Raw genomic sequence first — 19,698 nt, 5'->3', positions numbered from 1 at the left:
CCCGTGACGGGCCCCGGACCCCTTGGACAATGCCGGATTGTCAGTGCCGGATCCTCAGCGCCGGATTGTCAGTGCCGGATGTCAGGATGATCTCCATGGACCCACGGGGAGATCAGGCCATGCACCACGCCCGCACGCTGGACACCCTGCTCGCGGACCCGGCGGCCCTGCTGCACGCCGACCGCTCGGTCGTACGGGACGAACTGTCCACGCGGCAGCGGGAGTCGGCAGCCGCCGAGCAGGGCCGGCGCGTCTTCCGGCAGGCCGAGACCATATTCGGTGCGGCGGACGTGCCGCGCGCCGAATTCGCCTCCTGGCTGCACTTCGCCGCGACGATCCAGGGATACGGGGAGTACGCGGCGCGGATCGCGGCCGCCGCCCCCGGCATGCCGTGGAGCACGGAGTGGGCCTGGTGGCGCCCGGCCGGGCACTACGTGGCCGAGCCCAACCTCAGCGGTGACGCCGACGCGGGCCAGCTGATCCACCGCGGGCGGGAGCTGATCAAGGTGGACGGGCTGTGGTGCGACGGCCGCTGCTTCGACGCCCACACCGGCGAGAGCGTCCCCACCCCGCCCGCCGACGAGACGGAGCGCCACGGCCCGGGGCGGGAGGCCCAGGACGCGCTGCCGGTCCTCTTCGACACCGATCCGGCAGCCCCCGCCCTCCGCGTCCCGCCCACCTGGGAGTACACGGCCCCCCTCGACACGGCAGGCCGCTACCTCCTCCAGGACGAGCACGGCGTCGCCGTACTGCGCCTGCACCCCGACGCCCTGGCCGACTGGCCCGCCGGCGGCGCGTCGTACGAATCGGCGGAGGGCGGCGGCCCCCACCCCCACCTCGACGGAGCGCCCGGCCCGGACCTGGACCCGCCGCTCACGGCCGCCAGGATGCGCGCCGCGTTCGGGGACGAGGTGCGCCGCTTCCCCGAGTCCGAGCTGCCCGCCGCCCTGGAGCACGGCCCGACCCGCACGTTCCTCGCCGAGGTCGGCATACCCGGCTGGTGGGCGGGCGGGGTCTCCAGCTTCTCCCCGTTCACCGCGGTCGAGCCGCTGGACGGCGACCCCGACCTGCTCGGCTTCGGCCACCTGGACCTCGGCGACGGCGACGACCGGGAAGTGTGCGTCCACCGCACCACCGGCGTCGTGCACCTCGCCCACCCCGACGGAGGCGACGCGGGCGACGCGGTCCATGCGGGCGACGCGGCGGGCGACGACGGCTCCGCCGGGTACCTCTCGCGCGACGTGGAGACCTTCACGCTGTTCCTGGAGAACCTCCGCCGGTACATGAACGCGAGCTGGGACCCCTACCCCGACGAGTCGGGCGCGGAGTTCGAGTACGAGAGCCGGATGCAGGACCTGGACCCCGAGGCGTTCGCCGACGACGCACCGTCCCGGGAGGTCTGGGACCAGGTCTTCGCCACGATCACCGTCCTCACCGTCTACGGGTACTGAGGACAGAAGACGGAGCGGGTTCGAAACCCCCGACCGCCCATGGTCCGGTCCGCCGCGGGTATGAGCCCGTACCAGGGGAACCCCCAGCGGCATGAGGTGACGCACGATGGCGACGCACGTGGGCCGGGAACGCCGCTGGCTGGACGCCTCGGTCGGCCTGGCCGAGCTGATGCTCGACGAACCCGAAGTGACGGAATTCCTCCGGGAGTTCTGCTCCCGCGGCGCCGAGCTGCTCGACGTGCCGGCCGTGGGCACCATGCTGGCCGACGAGGGCGGTGTGCTGCGCGTCGCCTCGGGCTCCGACGAGGCGTCCGAACTGCTGGAACTCCTCGCGGCGGAACGCCGGGAGGGCCCCTGCGTCGACGCGTACCGCTCGGGCGAACCGCAGTACGGGGTCGATCTGCGGGAAGCGGCCGACCGGTGGCCCGAATTCTGCTCCCGGGCCATGGAGCACGGCATCTTCAAGGCCGCCGTCCTGCCGCTGCGCCGCCGCAAGGAGCGGCTCGGCACCTGGCAGGTGTACGGACACGAGGAACTGCCGGTGCGCGCGGAGCTCGAACTGGCCCAGCGGCTCGCGGACATCGCCGTGCTGTCCCTGAGCCAGTCCCGGAACCTCTGGCACCTCACCCGCTCGGCCGAGGGGCTGCGCACCGCGCTGACCAGCCGGGTCGCCATCGAGCAGGCCAAGGGAATCCTGGCCGTCCAGTGGGGCGTGCACCCCGACGCGGCGTTCCAGCCGTTGCGCGCCTACGCGCGGTCCAGGCAGCGCAAGCTCAAGGAGGTCGCCCTCGACGTGGTCGAGGGCAGGCTGCGGCTACCGCCCCGATGAGTCAATCCAGTTGGCTTGATTTCACTCGTACGAGTTAAGCCTGGAAGGGTAACCGATTCTGCGCGGACGGTGTTGCTTACGTTCGTGGAGGCCATCCCAGACCCCGGTGCGTCGATCAACTACCGCAGACCGGTGATCAGTTTGAGTACCTGGGGTGTCATGCATGTCGGAATCAACCGTCGAGAAGGCCGTCGAGGCACGCCGCGCGGGGAGCGCCCTCGTCGTGGTCCTGGCCGGTGAACTGGACCTCTTCGCCTCGCTCCAGTGGGGCCCGCAGATCGACCGGGCCCTGACGCACCATCCGCCCCGCACCGTCGTCGACCTCCGCCAGGTCACCTTCATGGACTGCAGCGGCCTCGCCCTGCTGCTCCGGGTGCGGGGCCAGGTCGCACGCTGGGGCGGTGAGTTCGCGCTCCACTGCCCCGACCGCCGCACGCTCAGGATCCTGCGGTACGTGGAGGTGATGGTGCCGCTGGACTTCGTCGAGACGCTTCCGGAGGGCTGACCGCACCGCCCGGTGGGTGCGCATGCGCGCAAAAGAAATACCCCGGCGCAATTGACAGCCGGGGTATTTCTCTGCGTATATTGGGCGTTTCCATGACTGCATCCAAAAAAGGTCATGGGGAAGCGAGATACCGACACCGTAACCCAGTGGGGGAAGACTTGTCAACCCAGGAAGTGTCAACCCGGGAATCCCAGGAGCTGCGTCACGAGCAGCAATTCCTTGATGAGCTCTACGAGCGGCTCGACGTGCTCCGGGGGCGGGCCGAGGTCGCCGTACAGGGCTCGCTCGCCCAGAACGGCACCGGTCAGCAGGGGCGAGTGGAGCGCGAGGTGACCGTGGCGGAACGGTCCGGAGCGCTGTCCGCGCTGAATTCCGTGGAATCCGGACTCTGCTTCGGCCGCCTCGACTTCCATTCCGGAGCGGACGCCGCAGAAGGCGCGGAGAGCGAAGGACCGGACGGCACGGAGGCCGCCGCCACCCACCACATCGGCCGTACGGGAATCCGCCGCGACGACGCCGAACGCAGCCCTTTGCTGATCGACTGGCGTGCCCCGATCGCCCGCCCCTTCTACCTCGCCACCGGACATTCCCCGATGGGCCTGCGCCGCCGCCGGCACCTCACCACCCGCGGCCGGACCGTCACCGCGCTGCACGACGAGATCCTCGACCTGCGCGACACCGACCGCACCGGCCACGAGGACCCCAGCGGCGACGCCGTCCTGCTCGCCGCCCTGAACGGCGCCCGCACCGGACGCATGGCCGACATCGTGCAGACCATCCAGGCCGAGCAGGACCGCATCATCCGCGCCCCGCACCGCGGTGTCCTCGTCGTCGAGGGCGGCCCGGGCACCGGCAAGACCGCCGTCGCCCTGCACCGCGCCGCCTACCTCCTCTACGCGCACCGCGAGCAGCTGGCCAGGCGCGCCGTCCTGGTGGTCGGCCCCAACCCGGCCTTCCTCGGCTACATCGGCGACGTCCTGCCCTCGCTCGGTGAGACCGGCGTCCTGCTCGCCACCACGGGCGAGCTCTTCCCCGGTGTCACCGCCACCGCGACCGACACCCCCGAGGCGGCCGCGGTCAAGGGCGGCGCGGGCATGGCGGACGTACTCGCCCAGGTCGTCCGGGACCGGCAGGACGCCCCCGACACCGTCCTGGAGATCGCGCACGAGCAGTACACGCTCCACCTGGAGCGCGCCATGGCCGAGGACGCCCGCCACCAGGCCCGCGCGACGGAGCTGCCGCACAACCTGGCCCGCGCCCACTTCGGCCGGCACCTCCTGGACGCCCTCACCGCACAGCTCGCCGACCGCATCGGACGGGAGCCGTACGAGGCCATCGCCGAGGAGCTGGGCGAGGACCTGGGCCCGGACGAGAACATCCTCGCCCCCGCCGACATCGAGCAGCTCGGCAAGGAGATCGCCGCCAACCCGGACGTCGTCGCCGCGATCGACGGCCTGTGGCCGCACCTCACCCCGCAGCAGCTGATCACCGAATTCCTGGAGTCCCCGACCCGTCTTCCGGACGCGGACGCCGAGTTGATCCGGCGCGCCGCGACCGGTGCCTGGACGCCCGCCGACGTACCCCTCCTCGACGAGGCCGCCGAACTGCTCGGCGAGGACGACCACGCGGCCCGGGCCGCGGCCGCCCGCGCGTACGAGGAGCGGGTGGCGTACGCGCAGGGCGTGCTGGACGTGTCGTACGGCTCGCGCACCTACGAGTTCGAGGACGTCGAGGACGAGGACTCCGAGCTGCTCTCGGCGCACGACATCATCGACGCCGAGCGGTTCGCGGAGCGCCACGACGAGGCCGACCACCGCAGCGCCGCCGCCCGCGCCGCCGCCGACCGCACCTGGGCGTTCGGCCACATCATCGTGGACGAGGCGCAGGAGCTGTCCGCGATGGCGTGGCGGCTGCTGATGCGGCGCTGTCCGACCCGGTCGATGACCCTGGTCGGAGACCCGGCGCAGACCGGTGACGCGGCGGGCTGCGGCTCCTGGAAGGAGATCCTCGACCCGTACGTCGGGAGTCGCTTCGAGCACACCCGGCTCGGCGTGAACTACCGCACCCCGGCGGAGATCATGGAGCTGGCGGCCCGCGTGATGCGCACCGCCGACCCCTCCTTCGAACCGCCGAGTTCGGTACGTTCCACGGGCGTCGAGCCCTGGACGCGCGCCACGACCGCCGGGGAGCTGCCCCGTACGGTCGCGGCGGCGGTGGCGGACGCGGAGACCTCCGGCCGGCTGGCGGTCGTCGCTCCGGCGGAGCTGCTGCCCGGCATCGCGGCGGCGATCCCCTCGGCCTCGTACGGTACGGAACCCGACCTCACCGCCCCGGTCGTCCTGCTGACCCCGCACCAGGCGAAGGGCCTGGAGTTCGACACGGTGATCGTGGCGGAGCCGGACCTGATCAGGTCCGGCTCGCCGCGCGGCCGGGGCGATCTGTACGTGGCTCTGACCAGGGCGACTCAGCAGCTCGGCCTGGTCCACACCGGCGGGACCGGCTTCCTGCGAGCCCTCACGCCGACCGCCACGCCGACCGTCACGCAGGCCTGAACCAGACCGTCGCCAGCGGTGGCAGCGTGATCCGGATGCTCGCCGGGCGGCCGTGGTGGGGGACCGACTCCGGCTTCAGCGGCTCAGGGTGGTGGATGCCGCTGCCGCCGTAGCGCTCCGCGTCCGTGCTCAGGACCTCCGTCCACGCCGGTACGTCGTCGGGGACGCCGATCCGGTACTCCTGCCGTACGACCGGCGAGAAGTGGGAGACGGCGAGCAGCGGGTTCCCCGCGGCGTCGTACCGAAGGAAGGCGAACACGTTGTCCTCGGCGGCGTCGCCCTCCACCCAGGCGAAGCCCTGGGGGTCGGTGTCGCGCTCCCACAGGGCCGGCTCCGCGCGGTAGCGGGTGTTCAGGTCGCGGACCAGGTCGCGTACGCCCCGGTGGTCGGCCTCGGCGCCGTACGACGGATCGAGCAGCCACCAGTCGGGGCCGTGCGCCTCCGACCACTCGGCGCCCTGCGCGAACTCCTGCCCCATGAAAAGGAGTTGCTTGCCCGGGTGGGCCCACATGAAGCCGAGGTAGGCGCGGTGCGTCGCGCGCTGCTGCCACCAGTCGCCGGGCATCTTGCCCACCAGGGAGCGCTTGCCGTGCACGACCTCGTCGTGGGAGATCGGCAGGACGTAGTTCTCGCTGTACGCGTAGACCATCGAGAAGGTCATCTCGTGGTGGTGGTACTTGCGGTGCACGGGCTCCTTCGACGCGTAGCCGAGGGAGTCGTGCATCCACCCCATGTTCCACTTCAGCCCGAAGCCGAGCCCGCCGAAGCCGCCAGGACCGATGTGGTGGGTGGCGCGGGTGACGCCGTCCCAGGCGGTGGACTCCTCGGCGATGGTGACGACGCCGGGGTTGCGGCGGTAGACGGTGGCGTTCATCTCCTGGAGGAAGGCGACGGCGTCGAGGTTCTCCCGGCCGCCGTGCTCGTTGGGCACCCACTGGCCCTCCTCGCGCGAGTAGTCGAGGTAGAGCATCGAGGCGACCGCGTCGACCCGCAGGCCGTCGATGTGGAACTCCTCGCACCAGTAACTGGCGTTCGCCACCAGGAAGTTGCGGACCTCGGTGCGGCCGTAGTCGAATTCGAGGGTGCCCCAGTCGGGGTGCGCGGACTTCAGCGGGTCCTCGTGCTCGTACAGCGTGCGGCCGTCGAACTCGGCGAGCGCCCAGTCGTCGCGCGGGAAGTGCGCGGGCACCCAGTCCATGATCACGCCGATTTCGGCCCGGTGCAGGGCGTCCACCAGGAAGCGGAAGTCGTCCGGGCCGCCCATCCGGGAGGTCGGCGCGTAGAACCCGGTCACCTGGTAGCCCCAGGAGCCGCCGTACGGGTGCTCGGCGACCGGCATCAGCTCGATGTGCGTGAAGCCCAGGTCGGACACGTAGGTGGGGAGTTGTTCGGCCAGCTGGCGGTACGTCAGGCCGGGCCGCCAGGACGCCAGGTGCACCTCGTACACGGAGAACGGCGCCTCGTGCACCGGGCGTGCGGCGCGCGAGGCCATCCACGCGTCGTCCTGCCACTCGTGGTGCGCGGCGGTGACGACCGACGCGTTCGCGGGCGGCACCTCCGCCTGCCGGGCCATCGGGTCGGCGCGCATGGTGTGCGAGCCGTCGGGGCGGGTGATCTGGAACTTGTACAGCGAACCCTCGCCGACCTCGGGGAGAAAGAGCTCCCAGATCCCGGTGCCACCGAGCGAGCGCATCGGACACCCGGTGCCGTCCCAGTAGTTGAAGTCGCCGACGACGCGGACACCGAGCGCGTTGGGCGCCCACACGGTGAAGCGGGTGCCGGTGGCGCCCTGGTGGGTCATCGGCTCGGCGCCGAGCGCCTTCCACAGCTCCTCGTGCCGGCCCTCGCCGATCAGGTGCAGATCGAGGTCGCCGAGCGCGGGCAGGAAGCGGTACGGGTCCTCGACCGTGATCTCGTTGTCGTCGTACGTGACCCGCAGCCGGTACGGGGCGACACCGGCGAGCGGCAGCACCCCGCCGAAGAACCCGTCGCCCTCGTCCAGGAGTGGGGCGTCCACCCCGTCCACGAGGATGCCGACCGCCTTCGCGTAGGGCCGCAGCACCCGGAACCGGACGCCGTGGCCGGGGGGTTCCGGAGCGTCCCGGGTATCCGTGGCGTCCGGGACGGCCGTGGCGGGTTCGGGATGCGCGCCGAGGATGCCGTGCGGGTCGTGGTGGGTCCCCGCCAGCAGCCGGGCCCGCTCCTCGCCGCCGAGCGGGAGCGCGGGCCGCACGCCGTGGCCGGGGAGTGGTGCCGGGGACGCGGACGTCCCGGTCTTCGCGGGTTCCCCGGCCCGCGCCGGCTTCCCGGCCTTCGCCGCCCTCGGGTTCGGCGTCTTGGGAGCCGTGGCCCCCGGCGCGGTGCGGCGGGGCGGGCGGGGAGCGTCGGGGTCAGGGGTGGGACGGGGGGTCACGGGTGCGTCCTCCTCAGGAACGGCAGGGGAGCCGGGTGGGCTCAACGGGCTTGTACGGTCAGGGAGTTGCCAGACGCCGCACCGCTGCCATCGGCACCGGCAGCCAGTCCGGCCGGTGCCGTGCCTCGTACAGCACCTCGTAGACGGCCTTGTCGGTCTCGTACGCCCGCAGCAGGACGGGCATCTCGCGCGGGTCGGTGCCGGAGGCCGCCGCGTACCCCTCGCAGAAGGCGGTGCGGCAGCGGTCCGCCCACTGCGGGTTCCACGGTGACGGGCTCTCCCCTGCCCGGGCGGAGCCGAGAGCTCGGGGAACCATGTGCGCCGCGTAGTCGAAGGAGCGCAGCATGCCCGCCACGTCGCGGACGACGGGCTGCGGGTGGCGGCGTTCGGTGATCGGTTTCGCGGGCTCGCCCTCGAAGTCGATCACCGACCACTCGCCGTCGCGGCCGAGCAGCGTCTGGCCCAGGTGCAGATCGCCGTGCACGCGCTGGGCGGTGACGGCCGGTTCCGCTCCGCCCAGTTTCCGTACCGCCTCGAAGGCGGAGCGCAGGCCCGGCGCGTACGGCAGCAGGGCGGGCACCGCCTGGACCGCCGCCTCCAGCCGCTCGGCCATCTTGTCCGCGACGGCCTCCGCCTGCGGGCGGCCGAGCGTGAGCGTCGGCAGGGCGTCGGCGAGCGCGGTGTGCACCTCGGCGACGACCTGGCCCAGCTCCCTTGCCTCCGGGGCGAATTCCCGGCCGGTGGAGAGCGATTCGAGAGCCAGCTGCCAGCCGTCCCTGGCTCCGGCCAGGAAGGGCTGGAGCAGGCCGAGCGTGAACGGCTCGAAGGGGTCGTCAGGGTTCGCCCCCTCGAACCAGGCGACCGGGGCCGGTACCCGCGCACACCCCTCGCGGGCGAGGGCGAGCGGGAGTTCCAGATCGGGGTTGGCCCCCGGGTGGAGCCTTCGGAAGACCTTCAGGATGTATGAATTCCCGTACACCAGTGAGGAGTTGGACTGCTCCGCATCCAGGGGGCGTGCGGTGGACCCGGCCGGGAGGGCCGCGTCGGGGTCCTTGTCGAACCGCAGGGAGCCCATGGTGCCCGGCACCCGCAGCCGCTCCAGGAGCAGCCCGGCCAGCTTCGGGTCGGCGAGGCCCTCGTACACGGTGTACCCGGACAGCGGTCCCTCCTGCACCCGGCCGATCAGCGCGGGTGCGAGCGCGGGCGGCAGCGACCTGCGCACTCCGAGGAACACCTGGTAGCAGTCGACGGGCGGCGCGGAGCCGGGGACCTGCGCGGCCACCATGGGCTGCTGCGCCCGTACGAGCAGATGGAGCAGGCCGGGCGAGCCGGTCAGCGGCAGCAGCTCCGTCGCCGACACCAGGGTGAAGGCGGCCACCGGGCGCCCCTTGCCCGCGAACCAGCGCTGCCGGGGCAGCCATGCGTGCAGCAGCGGGGCCAGCGAGGCGAGCAGTGCGGACGAGGCGTGCGGGACGGGCGGTGACGTCAGTGGAGAGGTGAGCGGCGAGGCGGAAGCAGCCTCCGACATGGCATCGCGTCCTTTCCCCGGGCACACGGAATGCACAGAGTGTCCCGGATTACGGCAAAGCTGTCCGGTTGTACGGGACGTGTCGGGTACGCGTATGAGGGGGAGGGTGCCCCCGGCGGGGCGGTGGAAACCGGTCGCCGAGGGCCCCGCCCTCAGCGCTTCGGCTTCGGCGGCCGGACCAGCGAGGTCTGGCTCGCGCGCAGCCGGAACCAGTAGAAGCCGTGTCCCGCAAGGGTCAGCAGGTACGGCAGCTCGCCGATCGCGGGGAAGCGCACCCCGCCGATCAGCTCGACCGGATTGCGGCCGTTGAACATCTGCAGGTCGAGCTCGGTGGGCTGGGCGAACCGCGAGAAGTTGTGCACGCACAGCACCAGGTCGTCCTCGCCCTCGACGGAGGAGGGGGCCTCGCGCAGGAAGGCGAGCACGGCCGGGTTCGACGACGGGAGCTCGGTGTAGGACCCGAGCCCGAACGCCGGGTTCTGCTTGCGGATCTCGATCATGCGCCGGGTCCAGTGCAGCAGCGACGACGGCGAGGTCATGGAGGCCTCGACATTGGTCACCTGGTAGCCGTAGACCGGGTCCATGATCGTCGGGAGGGAGAGCCGGCCGGGGTCGCAGGAGGAGAATCCGGCGTTCCGGTCGGGCGTCCACTGCATCGGGGTGCGTACCGCGTCGCGGTCGCCGAGCCAGATGTTGTCGCCCATGCCGATCTCGTCCCCGTAATAGAGGATCGGCGAGCCGGGCAGGGACAGCAGCAGGGCGGTGAACAGCTCGATCTGGTTGCGGTCGTTGTCCAGGAGGGGTGCGAGGCGCCGACGGATGCCGATGTTGGCGCGCATCCGCGGGTCCTTGGCGTACTCCGCGTACATGTAGTCGCGCTCTTCGTCCGTGACCATTTCGAGGGTGAGCTCGTCGTGGTTGCGCAGGAAGATGCCCCACTGGGCGCTGGACGGGATCGCCGGGGTCTTGGCGAGGATCTCCGAGACCGGGTAGCGCGACTCGCGGCGCACCGCCATGAAGATGCGCGGCATGACGGGGAAGTGGAACGCCATGTGGCACTCGTCCCCGCCCTTCTCGAAGTCGCCGAAGTAGTCGACGACGTCCTCCGGCCACTGGTTGGCCTCGGCGAGGAGCACCGTGTCCGGGTACGAGGCGTCGATCTCCTCCCGGACCCGCTTGAGGAACTCGTGGGTCTGCGGCAGGTTCTCGCAGTTGGTGTCCTCCTGCTGGTACAGGTACGGCACCGCGTCGAGGCGGAAGCCGTCGATGCCCAGGTCCAGCCAGAACCGCAGGGCGGAGATGATCTCCTCCTGCACCATCGGGTTCTCGTAGTTGAGGTCCGGCTGGTGCGAGAAGAAGCGGTGCCAGTAGTACTGCTTGCGCACCGGGTCGAAGGTCCAGTTGGAGGTCTCCGTGTCGACGAAGATGATGCGGGCGTCCTGGTACTGCTTGTCGTCGTCGGCCCAGACGTAGTAGTCGCCGTAAGGACCTTCGGGGTCGCTGCGGGACTGCTGGAACCACTCGTGCTGGTCGCTCGTGTGGTTCATGACGAAGTCGATGATGACGCGCATGCCGCGCTGGTGCGTGGCGTCGACGAACTCGACGAAGTCGGCGAGATCGCCGAACTCCGGGAGCACGGCCGTGTAGTTGGAGACGTCGTAGCCGCCGTCGCGCAGCGGCGACATGAAGAACGGCGGCAGCCAGAGGCAGTCGACGCCCAGCCACTGGAGGTAGTCCAGCTTGGCGGTGATTCCCTTCAGGTCCCCTACTCCGTCGCCGTTGCTGTCCTGGAAGGACCGGACGAGGACTTCGTAGAAGACCGCGCGCTTGAACCACTCGGGGTCACGGTCCTTGGCGGGGGTGTCCTCGAAGGTGTCGTGGACGGGCTCGTTGACGATCATGTGGGTGACCCTCCGGTCAGCGGGGACGGTCGCAGGGTCACGATGTGCGCAGGCGCGTGGCCAGGCTCAAGGCGCACGTAGCTGGCCCTGCCCCAGTGGTAGGTCTCGCCGGTGAGCTCGTCGCGCACCGGGACGACACTGTGCCAGTCGTGGCCGAGTGCCGGCATGTCCAACGAGACCGTGGCCTCCTGGGTGTGGTGAGGGTCGAGGTTCACGACCACCAGAACGGTGTTCGAGGCTCCATCACCCCCGGTGGATTCCGTGCTGCTCGTCGTACCGCGCTTCGAATACGCGATCACCGCGTCGTTGTCCGTGGGGTGGAAGTGGATGTCCCGCAGCTGCTGGAGCGCGCGGTGGTGGCGCCGCAGCCGGTTGAGGGTGGTGATCAGGGGGGCGATGGACTGGCCCTCGCGCTCGGCGGCCTCCCAGTCGCGCGGCTTGAGCTGGTACTTCTCGGAGTACAGGTACTCCTCGCTGCCGCCTCGGACCGGAGTGTTCTCGCACAGTTCGTAGCCCGCGTACACGCCCCAGGACGGCGACATGGTCGCGGCCAGCACGGCCCGCACCTCGAAGGCCGGGCGTCCGCCGTGCTGGAGGTAGGCGTGCAGGATGTCGGGGGTGTTCACGAAGAAGTTGGGGCGCATGTACGAGGCCGTCTCGTGCGCCAACTCCAGGGCGTAGTCCGTGAGTTCCTGCTTGGTGTTGCGCCAGGTGAAGTAGGTGTACGACTGCTGGAAACCGATGGCTCCCAGGGTGCGCATCATCGCGGGCCTGGTGAACGCCTCGGCCAGGAAGATCACGTCGGGGTCGGTGCGGTTGATCTCGCCGAGCACCCGCTCCCAGAAGACGACCGGCTTGGTGTGCGGGTTGTCGACCCGGAAGATCCGCACGCCGTGGCCCATCCACAGGCGCAGGATGCGCAGCGTCTCGGCGACCAGCCCCTCCATGTCCCGGTCGAAGGCGATCGGATAGATGTCCTGGTACTTCTTCGGCGGGTTCTCGGCGTACGCGATCGTGCCGTCGGCCCGGTGGTGGAACCACTCGGGGTGCTCGGTGACCCAGGGGTGGTCGGGGGAGCACTGGAGGGCGAAGTCGAGGGCCACCTCCATGCGCAGGTCGCGGGCGGTGGCGACGAAGTGGTCGAAGTCGTCGAAGGTGCCGAGGTCCGGGTGGACGGCGTCGTGACCGCCGTCGGCGGAACCGATCGCCCAGGGCACGCCGACGTCCGCCTCGGTCGCGGAGAGCGTGTTGTTGGGGCCCTTGCGGTGGGTGGTCCCGATGGGGTGGACGGGCGGCAGATAGATCACGTCGAAGCCCATGGCGGCGACGGCGGGCAGGCGCTTCGCGGCGGTACGGAACGTTCCGCTCCGCTGCGGAAGGCCACCTTCGGGTGCTCTTGCGCCCTCGGAGCGCGGAAAGAACTCGTACCAGGAACCGAAGAGCGCGCGCGGCCGTTCGACCAGCAACGGCAAGGGATCGGAGGTGGAAAGGGGTTCGCGCAGCGGGTACCGGCGCAGGGCGGTGTCGACCTCGGGGGCGAGGGCGGCGGCGAGCCGGGCGGCGGCGGGGCGCAGGGCGTCGCGCAGGGCGTCCGCGGCGGCGAGCACGGCCTCGCGCCCGTCCTTCTTCGGCACTCCGTCGGCGGCCCGTTCGTACAGCTGGGCGCCCTCGGTGAGGACGAGCTCGGTGTCCTGGCCGGCCGGGATCTTGATCCCGGCGTGGTGGCGCCAGGTCGAGACGGGATCCCCCCACGCCTCGACGACGTACGACCACATGCCCGTGGCGTCGGGGGTCACATCGGCTCCCCAGCGGTCGGTGCCGGGGGCGAGTTCACGCATCGGAGTCCAGGGGCCGGGGCGCCCCGCGGGATCGAGGAGGACCACATTGGCGGCCACGGCTTCATGGCCTTCACGGAAGACGGTGGCGGAGACCTGGAACGTTTCTCCTGCCACCGCCTTGGCCGGCCTTCGCCCGCGGTCGACAGCGGGAAGGACGTCCAGGACGGGGATACGACCGATCATGGGCTCACCTGTGGGGTCGATGCTCAACGGGGCTCTCGGCAGAGTGCACTCTTTGTAGCTGCTCGTCGCTCTCCGTGCTCGACTTGCGGGACACGGGATGTGCGGGTGCTCACTTCACGGGTACCGGGGGAGGCTTCCCCCACACCTCCCGGCGTCAATCCGGTGCCGTGTTAACTACCGCCGCGTAACGGCGCGTGCAAGGCGTGACGAGGCGAAAAGCGAGGGTGAAGCACAAGGTGGAAAACAAAGGGGGCCCCGCCGTTCCCGACGGGACCCGCTTGCTCAACCTTCAGCCATACATGCCGATGTGCTGCCCCTTGTGTCTCACGGCCGGGGGTTGTTGACCTGAAGCAGTCGGTTCGGCGAGCCGAGTCCGGCCCCCCGCACCTTGCCCGTGACCGCGCGGTCGGTGAGCGCCTTGCCGACGTCGGCGGGCGGGGCCCACGCGTGATCGGCGAGGTAGAGCGCCGCCGCACCGGCCACGTGCGGGGACGCCATCGAGGTGCCCGAGAAGGTGTCCCTGGCGGTGTCACCGGTGTGCACCGCCGACGTGATGCCCACCCCGGGGGCGAACAGGTCGAGCCTGCTGCCCCAGTTGGAGAAGACCGCCCGGCCGTCCTCGGCGTCGCTCGCGCCGACCGTGACGGCCTCCTGGACGCGGCCCGGTGAGTAGAGGCTCGCGGGCAGAGCGTCGTTCCCGGCCGCGACCACGAAGGTCACCCCCGACCGGATCGCGTTGCGCACCGCGGCGTCGAGCTGGACGTTGGCCACGCCGCCCAGACTCAGGTTGGCCACGGCGGGCTTCCTGGCGTTCTTGGCCACCCAGTCGATTCCGGCGATGACCTGGGCCGTCGTCCCCGACCCCGCGGCGTCGAGCACCCGCACACCCACGACGTCGGCCTTCTTCGCCACGCCGTACGCCCCGCCCACCGCGGTCCCGGACACATGCGTGCCGTGGCCGTTCTCGTCCTGGGCGACCGCGTCGTTCTGCACGAAGTCCCAGCCGTCCGACGCCCGCCCGCCGAAGTCCTGGTGGGAGGTGCGGATTCCGGTGTCGATGACATACACGTGGACACCCGCACCGGCGCTCTCGGGCCAGGTGTACGACCTGTCCAGCGGCCGGTCGTCCTGGTCGATCCGGTCAAGACCCCAGGACGGCGGGTCCTGCTGGGTGTGCCGCAGTGACACGGTGGTGTCCTGGGCCACCGAAGCCACCCGGGGGTCCGCGGCGAGCCGCCCGGCCTGCGCCGAACTCGCCCGCACCGCATACCCGTTGAGGGCGCTGCTGTACGTGTGGCGGATTTTCGCCCCGTACTTCGCGGCGACGGCCCGGCCCGCCGCGGACGGAGCCTCGACGCCCCCCGCTCCGCTCCTGAGAGTGACGAGGTAGCTGTTGCTCACGGAACCGGCCGATCCGGCCCCCGGTATTCGCCCCTCGGCCCCCGGGGCGCCAGCGGCTGCGGTGGCCCGGCCGGGCAGCGAGACGGCCGAAAGGACCGCCGCCGTGGTGACGGCGGCGGCTCCGGCCAGCCGCATGCGATGACGACGCGACAGTGCCATGTGCGAGGTTCCCCTCCTCGATCCGACGCCCGCACCACGCAGTCGACCCGATCGGGGCCCGGTTCGATCCGGTGGTCCGCCGAATCCCCCCACACGTCCGCAGCGCGCGCACTTGTCAGCCTCTCGTGCGGTGTGAACCGCAACAAGACCACCGGAGGGGCGGAATCGGCCATATCGCTCGTGGGGGGAATGTGCCGGGCGGCTCGCGGCAGCACTTCCGCACGCTCCCGGCCCCCGCCCGCCGGGTGTGCGCCGTGGCACTGGGAGGGGGAACGGAACTACCGTCGGGAAGCGAACGGGCGCGCCTTGGAGTGGCGCGCCAGGAAACCGCTCCCCCCTGCGAAGGTGGTCAATTGAATCCGCCCCGACTGTGGCAAGGGGATTCCCGACTCACGCTGCCCGATGTCCCGGCGGAACGTCGGGTCTTCCGCGATCAGCACCGGCCGGGTTGAAACCAGCCCGGGTTGAACGGCAGACGATAAGGAGTTGTGCGTGCCTGGTTCTCGCTACGCACCCGCACATCGTGCCCACGTCGGTGGAGTGCGCCGCCCCCTTGGGAGGTCCTGGTGAAGGCAATCCGTCGGTTCACCGTGCGTCCTGTCCTCCCCGACCCGCTGAGGCCGCTCAGCGATCTCGCCCGCAATCTGCGCTGGTCCTGGCACACCGAGACCCGGGAGCTGTTCCGGGCCGTCGACCCGGAGGGCTGGCGGGCCTCGGGGGAGGATCCGGTGCGGCTGCTGGGGACCGTGTCCGCCGAGCGGCTGGCCGCGCTGGCCGGGGACCGGCGGTTCCTGCGGCGGCTCGGTGCCGTCGCCGACGACCTCGCCGACTATGTGGGCGGGCACCGCTGGTACCAGGGGCAGGAGGAGCGGGAAGGGGCCGAACTGCCCTCGTCCATCGCGTACTTCTCGCCCGAGTTCGGTGTGACGGCCGCGCTGCCGCAGTACTCCGGCGGCCTCGGCATCCTCGCCGGGGACCATCTCAAGGCCGCCAGCGACCTCGGCGTGCCGCTCATCGGCGTCGGCCTGCTCTACCGGCACGGCTACTTCCGCCAGTCGCTCTCCCGGGACGGCTGGCAGCAGGAGCACTACCCGGTGCTCGACCCCAACGAGCTGCCGGTGAGCCTGCTCAGGGAGGCGGACGGGAGCCCGTGCCGGATCTCGCTGCGGCTGGCCGGCGGGCGCTCGCTGCGGGCGAACGTCTGGCAGGCGCGCGTGGGGCGCGTACCGCTGCTGATGCTGGACTCCGACGTGGAGGAGAACGGGGCGGGGGAACGGGACGTCACCGACCGGCTGTACGGAGGCGGCAGCGAGCACCGGCTGCTGCAGGAGATGCTGCTGGGCATCGGCGGGGTGCGTGCGGTGCGTGCGTACTGCCGGATCACCGGGCATCCGGAGCCCGAGGTGTTCCACACCAACGAGGGCCACGCCGGCTTCCTCGGTCTGGAGCGCATCCGCGAACTCGGCGGCACGGGGCTCGGCTTCGACGCCGCGCTGGAATCCGTGCGGGCCGGGACCGTCTTCACCACCCACACCCCCGTCCCGGCCGGCATCGACCGCTTCGACCGCGAGCTCGTCGCCCATCACTTCGGCGACGACGGCGAACTCGCGGGGATCGACGTCGAGCGGGTCCTCCAGCTCGGCATGGAGACCTACCCCGGCGGCGAGCCCAACCTCTTCAACATGGCCGTCATGGGCCTGCGCCTCGCCCGGCGCGCCAACGGCGTCTCCGTGCTGCACTCCTCCGTGAGCAGGGAAATGTTCGCCGGGCTGTGGCCCGGCTTCGACCCCGAGGAGGTGCCGATCACCTCCGTCACCAACGGCGTGCACGCCCCCACCTGGGTGGATCCCGCAGTCGTCCGGCTGGGCGCCAAGCAGATCGGGGCGGGCCGCACCGAGGACGCGCTGTCCGTCGGCGGCTCGGACCGCTGGGACGCCGTCGCCGACATCCCGGACGGCGAGATCTGGGAGCTGCGCCGGACCCTGCGGGAAAACCTGGTGCACGAGGTGCGGGGCAGGCTGCGGGCCTCGTGGCTGCAACGGGGCGCTGTGGACGCCGAGTTGGGGTGGATCGACGGAGTGCTCGACCCCGATGTCCTCACCATCGGCTTCGCGCGCCGCGTCCCCTCGTACAAACGCCTCACCCTCATGCTGCGGGACCGCGACCGGCTGATGGAGCTGCTGCTGCACCCGGACCGGCCCATCCAGATCGTCGTCGCGGGCAAGGCCCACCCGGCCGACGACGGCGGGAAGAGGCTCGTGCAGGAGCTGGTGCGGTTCGCGGACGATCCCCGGGTCAGGCACCGGATCGTCTTCCTCCCCGACTACGGGATGCGGATGGCGCAGAAGCTGTACCCGGGGTGTGACGTCTGGCTGAACAACCCGCTGCGGCCGTTGGAGGCGTGCGGTACGAGCGGGATGAAGGCCGCGCTCAACGGCTGTCTCAACCTGTCCGTACTGGACGGCTGGTGGGACGAGTGGTTCGAGCCGGACTTCGGGTGGGCCATCCCCACCGCCGACGGCGTCGCCACCGACGAGGACCGCCGCGACGACCTGGAGGCGAACGGCCTCTACGAACTGATCGAGCAGCGGGTCGCCCCCCGCTTCTACGAGAAGGGGCGGGAGCAGCTGCCCGACCGCTGGATCGAGATGGTCCGGCAGACCCTGGTGACACTGGGACCCAAGGTGCTGGCCGGGCGGATGGTGCGCGAGTACGTGGAGCGGCTGTACACACCCGCCGCCCGCGCCCATCGGGCGCTCGGGCCGGACGCGGCGAGGGAGCTGGCCGCCTGGAAGGCACGGGTGCGGGGTGCGTGGTCGGGTGTCGCCGTCGACCACGTCGAGGCGCTCGCCCCCACGGCCGTCAACGGCACGGCCGAACTGGGCTCCACGCTGTCGCTGCGCGTGCGGGCGGGGCTGGGGGATCTCGGGCCCGACGACGTCGAGGTGCAGGCTGTCGCGGGGCGCGTGGATTCCGAGGATCGGATCGCCGGGGCGCAGGTCTTTCCGCTGAAGCCGGTGGCGGGGCCCGACCTCGAAGGCCGGTGGACGTATGAGGGGCCGCTCGCCCTCGACCGTACGGGGCCGTACGGGTACACGGTTCGGGTGCTGCCCGCGCACAGGTTGCTGGCCGGCGGGGCGGACCTGGGGTTGGTCGTGATGCCGACCGAGGCTACGGGGGAGGGGGCGGGGGTGCTGATGAGGTAGCGGCGGGGGTTGTGTGCGGGTGCGTTGGGGCCGGTCGCGCCCACGCGGCGGAGCCGCATGCCCGGCAGAGCCCCGCGCCCCTGAGCCTCTCCTCTTCCCGCGGAACATCATCCACGAGGTCCTTGAAGGTGAGGACAGCAGCCGTGTAGCACAGGCGGTACACGGGGGTGAGCTCGAAGCGGTCGGTGCGGTAGTACGTGCAGTCGTCGGCTCCGGCGGGTTCGGGGCCGATGCCCGCCGGTGGGCCGTCCAGGGGGTGGTCGGGCAGGTGCGCCTCCAGGGCGGACCGCTGCCGGCCGAGCTCCGCCCGGTCGTACTGGTCCTCGGTGAGCACCGACCGGGACGCCCCGTACTCCTGGTAGCCCAGCATCAGTGCCCCGAGCACCGCGACCACCACCGTCGGGGCGACGATCGCCTGCACCAGGCCGCGCCGTACGTGACTGCGGGCCCGGCTCAACTCCGTTGCCGCGACCGGGGCTTGCGTCGCCAGTGGCCGTGGTGTTCCGGCCAGGGGGAGGCGGGCGGTCACCTCGAAGCCGCCGTCCCCTGTCGGGCCGTGGGTCAGTGTGCCGCCCGCGAGCCGTACTCGCTCGTCCAGGCCGACCAGGCCCGTACCGCCGGAGGTGGGATCCGGTGAAGGGGGTTCGGGGGCGGGTGGGTTGGTGACCTGCACGGCCGTCGACCGCGCTTTCTCGTCCCGGGTGAGGAGGACCCGTACCGGTGCGCCCGGAGCGTGTTTCGTCGCGTTCGTCAGGGCTTCCTGGGCGACCCGGTGGACGGCCCGGGCGGCCATCGGGGGCAGGGGCAACTCGCTGCCGATCTCGGTGAGTTCGACGGTGAGGCCGGATGCTGCGGCCCGTTCCACCAGCTCCCTCACCGTCTCGTCGGCGGGTGTCGTCGGGGCGGACTCGTCGTCCGCCCGCAGCACTCCGACGATGTCCCGCAGCCGGGCCGTGGCATCGGCGGCGGCCCGGCGCAGCTCACCGGCCGCTTCCTGCTCGGCCCGTGGCAGTGCGCGGCTGACTTCCAGGGCGGCGGCCCGTACCGCGATCAGGGACAGGTCGTGGCCGAGCGAGTCGTGCATGTCGCCCGCGATCCGGGACCGCTCGCGCAGCCGCTCGCGGTCCGCGACGGCCTGCTGTTCGCGTTCCATCCGGTCGGCCAACTCCCAGCCGTCGGCGACGAGTTGTGCGTACCGGCGGACGTACCGGCCGATCAGCCACGGCACCACGACCTGGAGCAGCAGCGACGTCAGCTGGGCGAACCACACCCACAGCTTGTCGTCGTACGTCAGGCTCAGCGCGAGCCCTGCCGTCGCGTACCCGGCGAAGACCAGCACGGCGGGCCGCACCCGGGCGTCGCGGCGGCCCGCGAGGAAGGCGAAGAGGCACATCGCGACGGTGTACGACTGGGTGAACAGCTCCGGGCTGCGGAGGACACTGCACACCACCGTCACCGTCAGCGAGACCAGCGGCGCGCGGCGGCACAGCAGGACACCGAGGCCGAGCGCGGCGACCCCGGCGGCCATCTGCGGCCAGGACCCGCCGTCGTTCGGGTCCTCCTTCATCGTGACGAAGAAGCTCAGGCAGACCCACAGGACGAGGTCGAGCAGCAGTTCGCGGCGGGTGGCACGGCGCAGGGCGGAGAGGGCACGCATGCGGGAAACGTATGCGGCGGGCGGTCGACGGACCAGATACGAAAGTGGTGCCCGGGACCGCCGACGGTCCCGGGC

Annotated in this window: 11 protein-coding genes; 5 read left to right on the top strand and 6 right to left on the bottom strand. The window is 71.5% G+C overall.

Going from position 1 to position 19,698, the window contains the following annotated elements; translation table 11 throughout:
- The first annotated feature begins 95 nt into the window (after nucleotides 1-95).
- The 4 genes from ACWGIG_RS22830 to ACWGIG_RS22815 all read left to right on the top strand — a co-directional run bounded on the left by ACWGIG_RS22830 (nucleotide 96) and on the right by ACWGIG_RS22815 (nucleotide 5,337).
- Complete coding sequence (locus ACWGIG_RS22830) at nucleotides 96-1,451, top strand: SUKH-4 family immunity protein (RefSeq protein WP_453323490.1); 1,356 nt, start codon at nucleotides 96-98, stop codon at nucleotides 1,449-1,451.
- A 106-nt stretch (nucleotides 1,452-1,557) separates the two neighbouring features.
- Complete coding sequence (locus ACWGIG_RS22825; RefSeq protein WP_453323489.1) at nucleotides 1,558-2,280, top strand: ANTAR domain-containing protein; 723 nt, start codon at nucleotides 1,558-1,560, stop codon at nucleotides 2,278-2,280.
- 163 nt (nucleotides 2,281-2,443) lie between these two features.
- Nucleotides 2,444-2,785 (top strand): STAS domain-containing protein, encoded by a 342-nt coding sequence (locus tag ACWGIG_RS22820; RefSeq protein ID WP_453323488.1) that lies wholly within the window; start codon nucleotides 2,444-2,446, stop codon nucleotides 2,783-2,785.
- 197 nt (nucleotides 2,786-2,982) lie between these two features.
- On the top strand, nucleotides 2,983-5,337 hold the full coding sequence (locus ACWGIG_RS22815) for a HelD family protein (protein WP_453323491.1): 2,355 nt from the start codon (nucleotides 2,983-2,985) through the stop codon (nucleotides 5,335-5,337).
- On the opposite strand, the gene glgB is transcribed toward ACWGIG_RS22815, so the two are convergent.
- From glgB to ACWGIG_RS22790, 5 genes are all read right to left on the bottom strand, one after another.
- Nucleotides 5,324-7,750 carry a 1,4-alpha-glucan branching enzyme gene (gene glgB / locus ACWGIG_RS22810; RefSeq protein WP_453323487.1) on the bottom strand — a complete coding sequence of 809 codons (2,427 nt, stop codon included), beginning with the start codon at nucleotides 7,748-7,750 and terminating at the stop codon, nucleotides 5,324-5,326. The genes ACWGIG_RS22815 and glgB overlap by 14 nt on opposite strands.
- Before the next feature lie 58 nt (nucleotides 7,751-7,808).
- Nucleotides 7,809-9,278: a maltokinase N-terminal cap-like domain-containing protein gene (locus tag ACWGIG_RS22805; RefSeq protein ID WP_453323486.1), complete on the bottom strand. Its 1,470-nt coding sequence runs from the start codon at nucleotides 9,276-9,278 to the stop codon at nucleotides 7,809-7,811.
- 152 nt (nucleotides 9,279-9,430) lie between these two features.
- Nucleotides 9,431-11,179: a maltose alpha-D-glucosyltransferase gene (gene treS, locus ACWGIG_RS22800; protein ID WP_453323485.1), complete on the bottom strand. Its 1,749-nt coding sequence runs from the start codon at nucleotides 11,177-11,179 to the stop codon at nucleotides 9,431-9,433.
- Nucleotides 11,176-13,200: an alpha-1,4-glucan--maltose-1-phosphate maltosyltransferase gene (locus ACWGIG_RS22795; RefSeq protein ID WP_453323484.1), complete on the bottom strand. Its 2,025-nt coding sequence runs from the start codon at nucleotides 13,198-13,200 to the stop codon at nucleotides 11,176-11,178. The genes treS and ACWGIG_RS22795 overlap by 4 nt, the downstream gene beginning before the upstream one ends.
- Nucleotides 13,201-13,524: 324 nt before the next feature.
- Nucleotides 13,525-14,760: a S8 family peptidase gene (locus ACWGIG_RS22790; RefSeq protein ID WP_453323483.1), complete on the bottom strand. Its 1,236-nt coding sequence runs from the start codon at nucleotides 14,758-14,760 to the stop codon at nucleotides 13,525-13,527.
- A gap of 566 nt (nucleotides 14,761-15,326) precedes the next feature.
- Here ACWGIG_RS22790 and glgP point away from each other — a divergent pair.
- Nucleotides 15,327-17,966 (top strand): alpha-glucan family phosphorylase, encoded by a 2,640-nt coding sequence (gene glgP / locus ACWGIG_RS22785; protein WP_453323482.1) that lies wholly within the window; start codon nucleotides 15,327-15,329, stop codon nucleotides 17,964-17,966.
- Here glgP and ACWGIG_RS22780 read toward each other — a convergent pair.
- On the bottom strand, nucleotides 17,932-19,623 hold the full coding sequence (locus ACWGIG_RS22780; RefSeq protein WP_453323481.1) for a sensor histidine kinase: 1,692 nt from the start codon (nucleotides 19,621-19,623) through the stop codon (nucleotides 17,932-17,934). The genes glgP and ACWGIG_RS22780 overlap by 35 nt on opposite strands.
- Between the last annotated feature and the right edge of the window lie 75 nt (nucleotides 19,624-19,698).

Source organism: Streptomyces sp. NPDC054863 (genome assembly GCF_053610825.1).
Note: the sequence above shows the minus strand (reverse complement) of the source record. Positions and strands in the feature narration are given on the sequence as shown.

What these genes read in the sequence shown, in the direction of transcription:
- ACWGIG_RS22795 (WP_453323484.1), bottom strand. Translation starts at nt 13,200, where the DNA reads ATGATCGGTCGTATCCCCGTCCTGGACGTCCTTCCCGCTGTCGACCGC.
- ACWGIG_RS22780 (WP_453323481.1), bottom strand. Translation starts at nt 19,623, where the DNA reads ATGCGTGCCCTCTCCGCCCTGCGCCGTGCCACCCGCCGCGAACTGCTG.
- ACWGIG_RS22805 (WP_453323486.1), bottom strand. Translation starts at nt 9,278, where the DNA reads ATGTCGGAGGCTGCTTCCGCCTCGCCGCTCACCTCTCCACTGACGTCA.
- treS (WP_453323485.1), bottom strand. Translation starts at nt 11,179, where the DNA reads ATGATCGTCAACGAGCCCGTCCACGACACCTTCGAGGACACCCCCGCC.
- ACWGIG_RS22790 (WP_453323483.1), bottom strand. Translation starts at nt 14,760, where the DNA reads ATGGCACTGTCGCGTCGTCATCGCATGCGGCTGGCCGGAGCCGCCGCC.
- ACWGIG_RS22820 (WP_453323488.1), top strand. Translation starts at nt 2,444, where the DNA reads ATGTCGGAATCAACCGTCGAGAAGGCCGTCGAGGCACGCCGCGCGGGG.
- ACWGIG_RS22825 (WP_453323489.1), top strand. Translation starts at nt 1,558, where the DNA reads ATGGCGACGCACGTGGGCCGGGAACGCCGCTGGCTGGACGCCTCGGTC.
- ACWGIG_RS22830 (WP_453323490.1), top strand. Translation starts at nt 96, where the DNA reads ATGGACCCACGGGGAGATCAGGCCATGCACCACGCCCGCACGCTGGAC.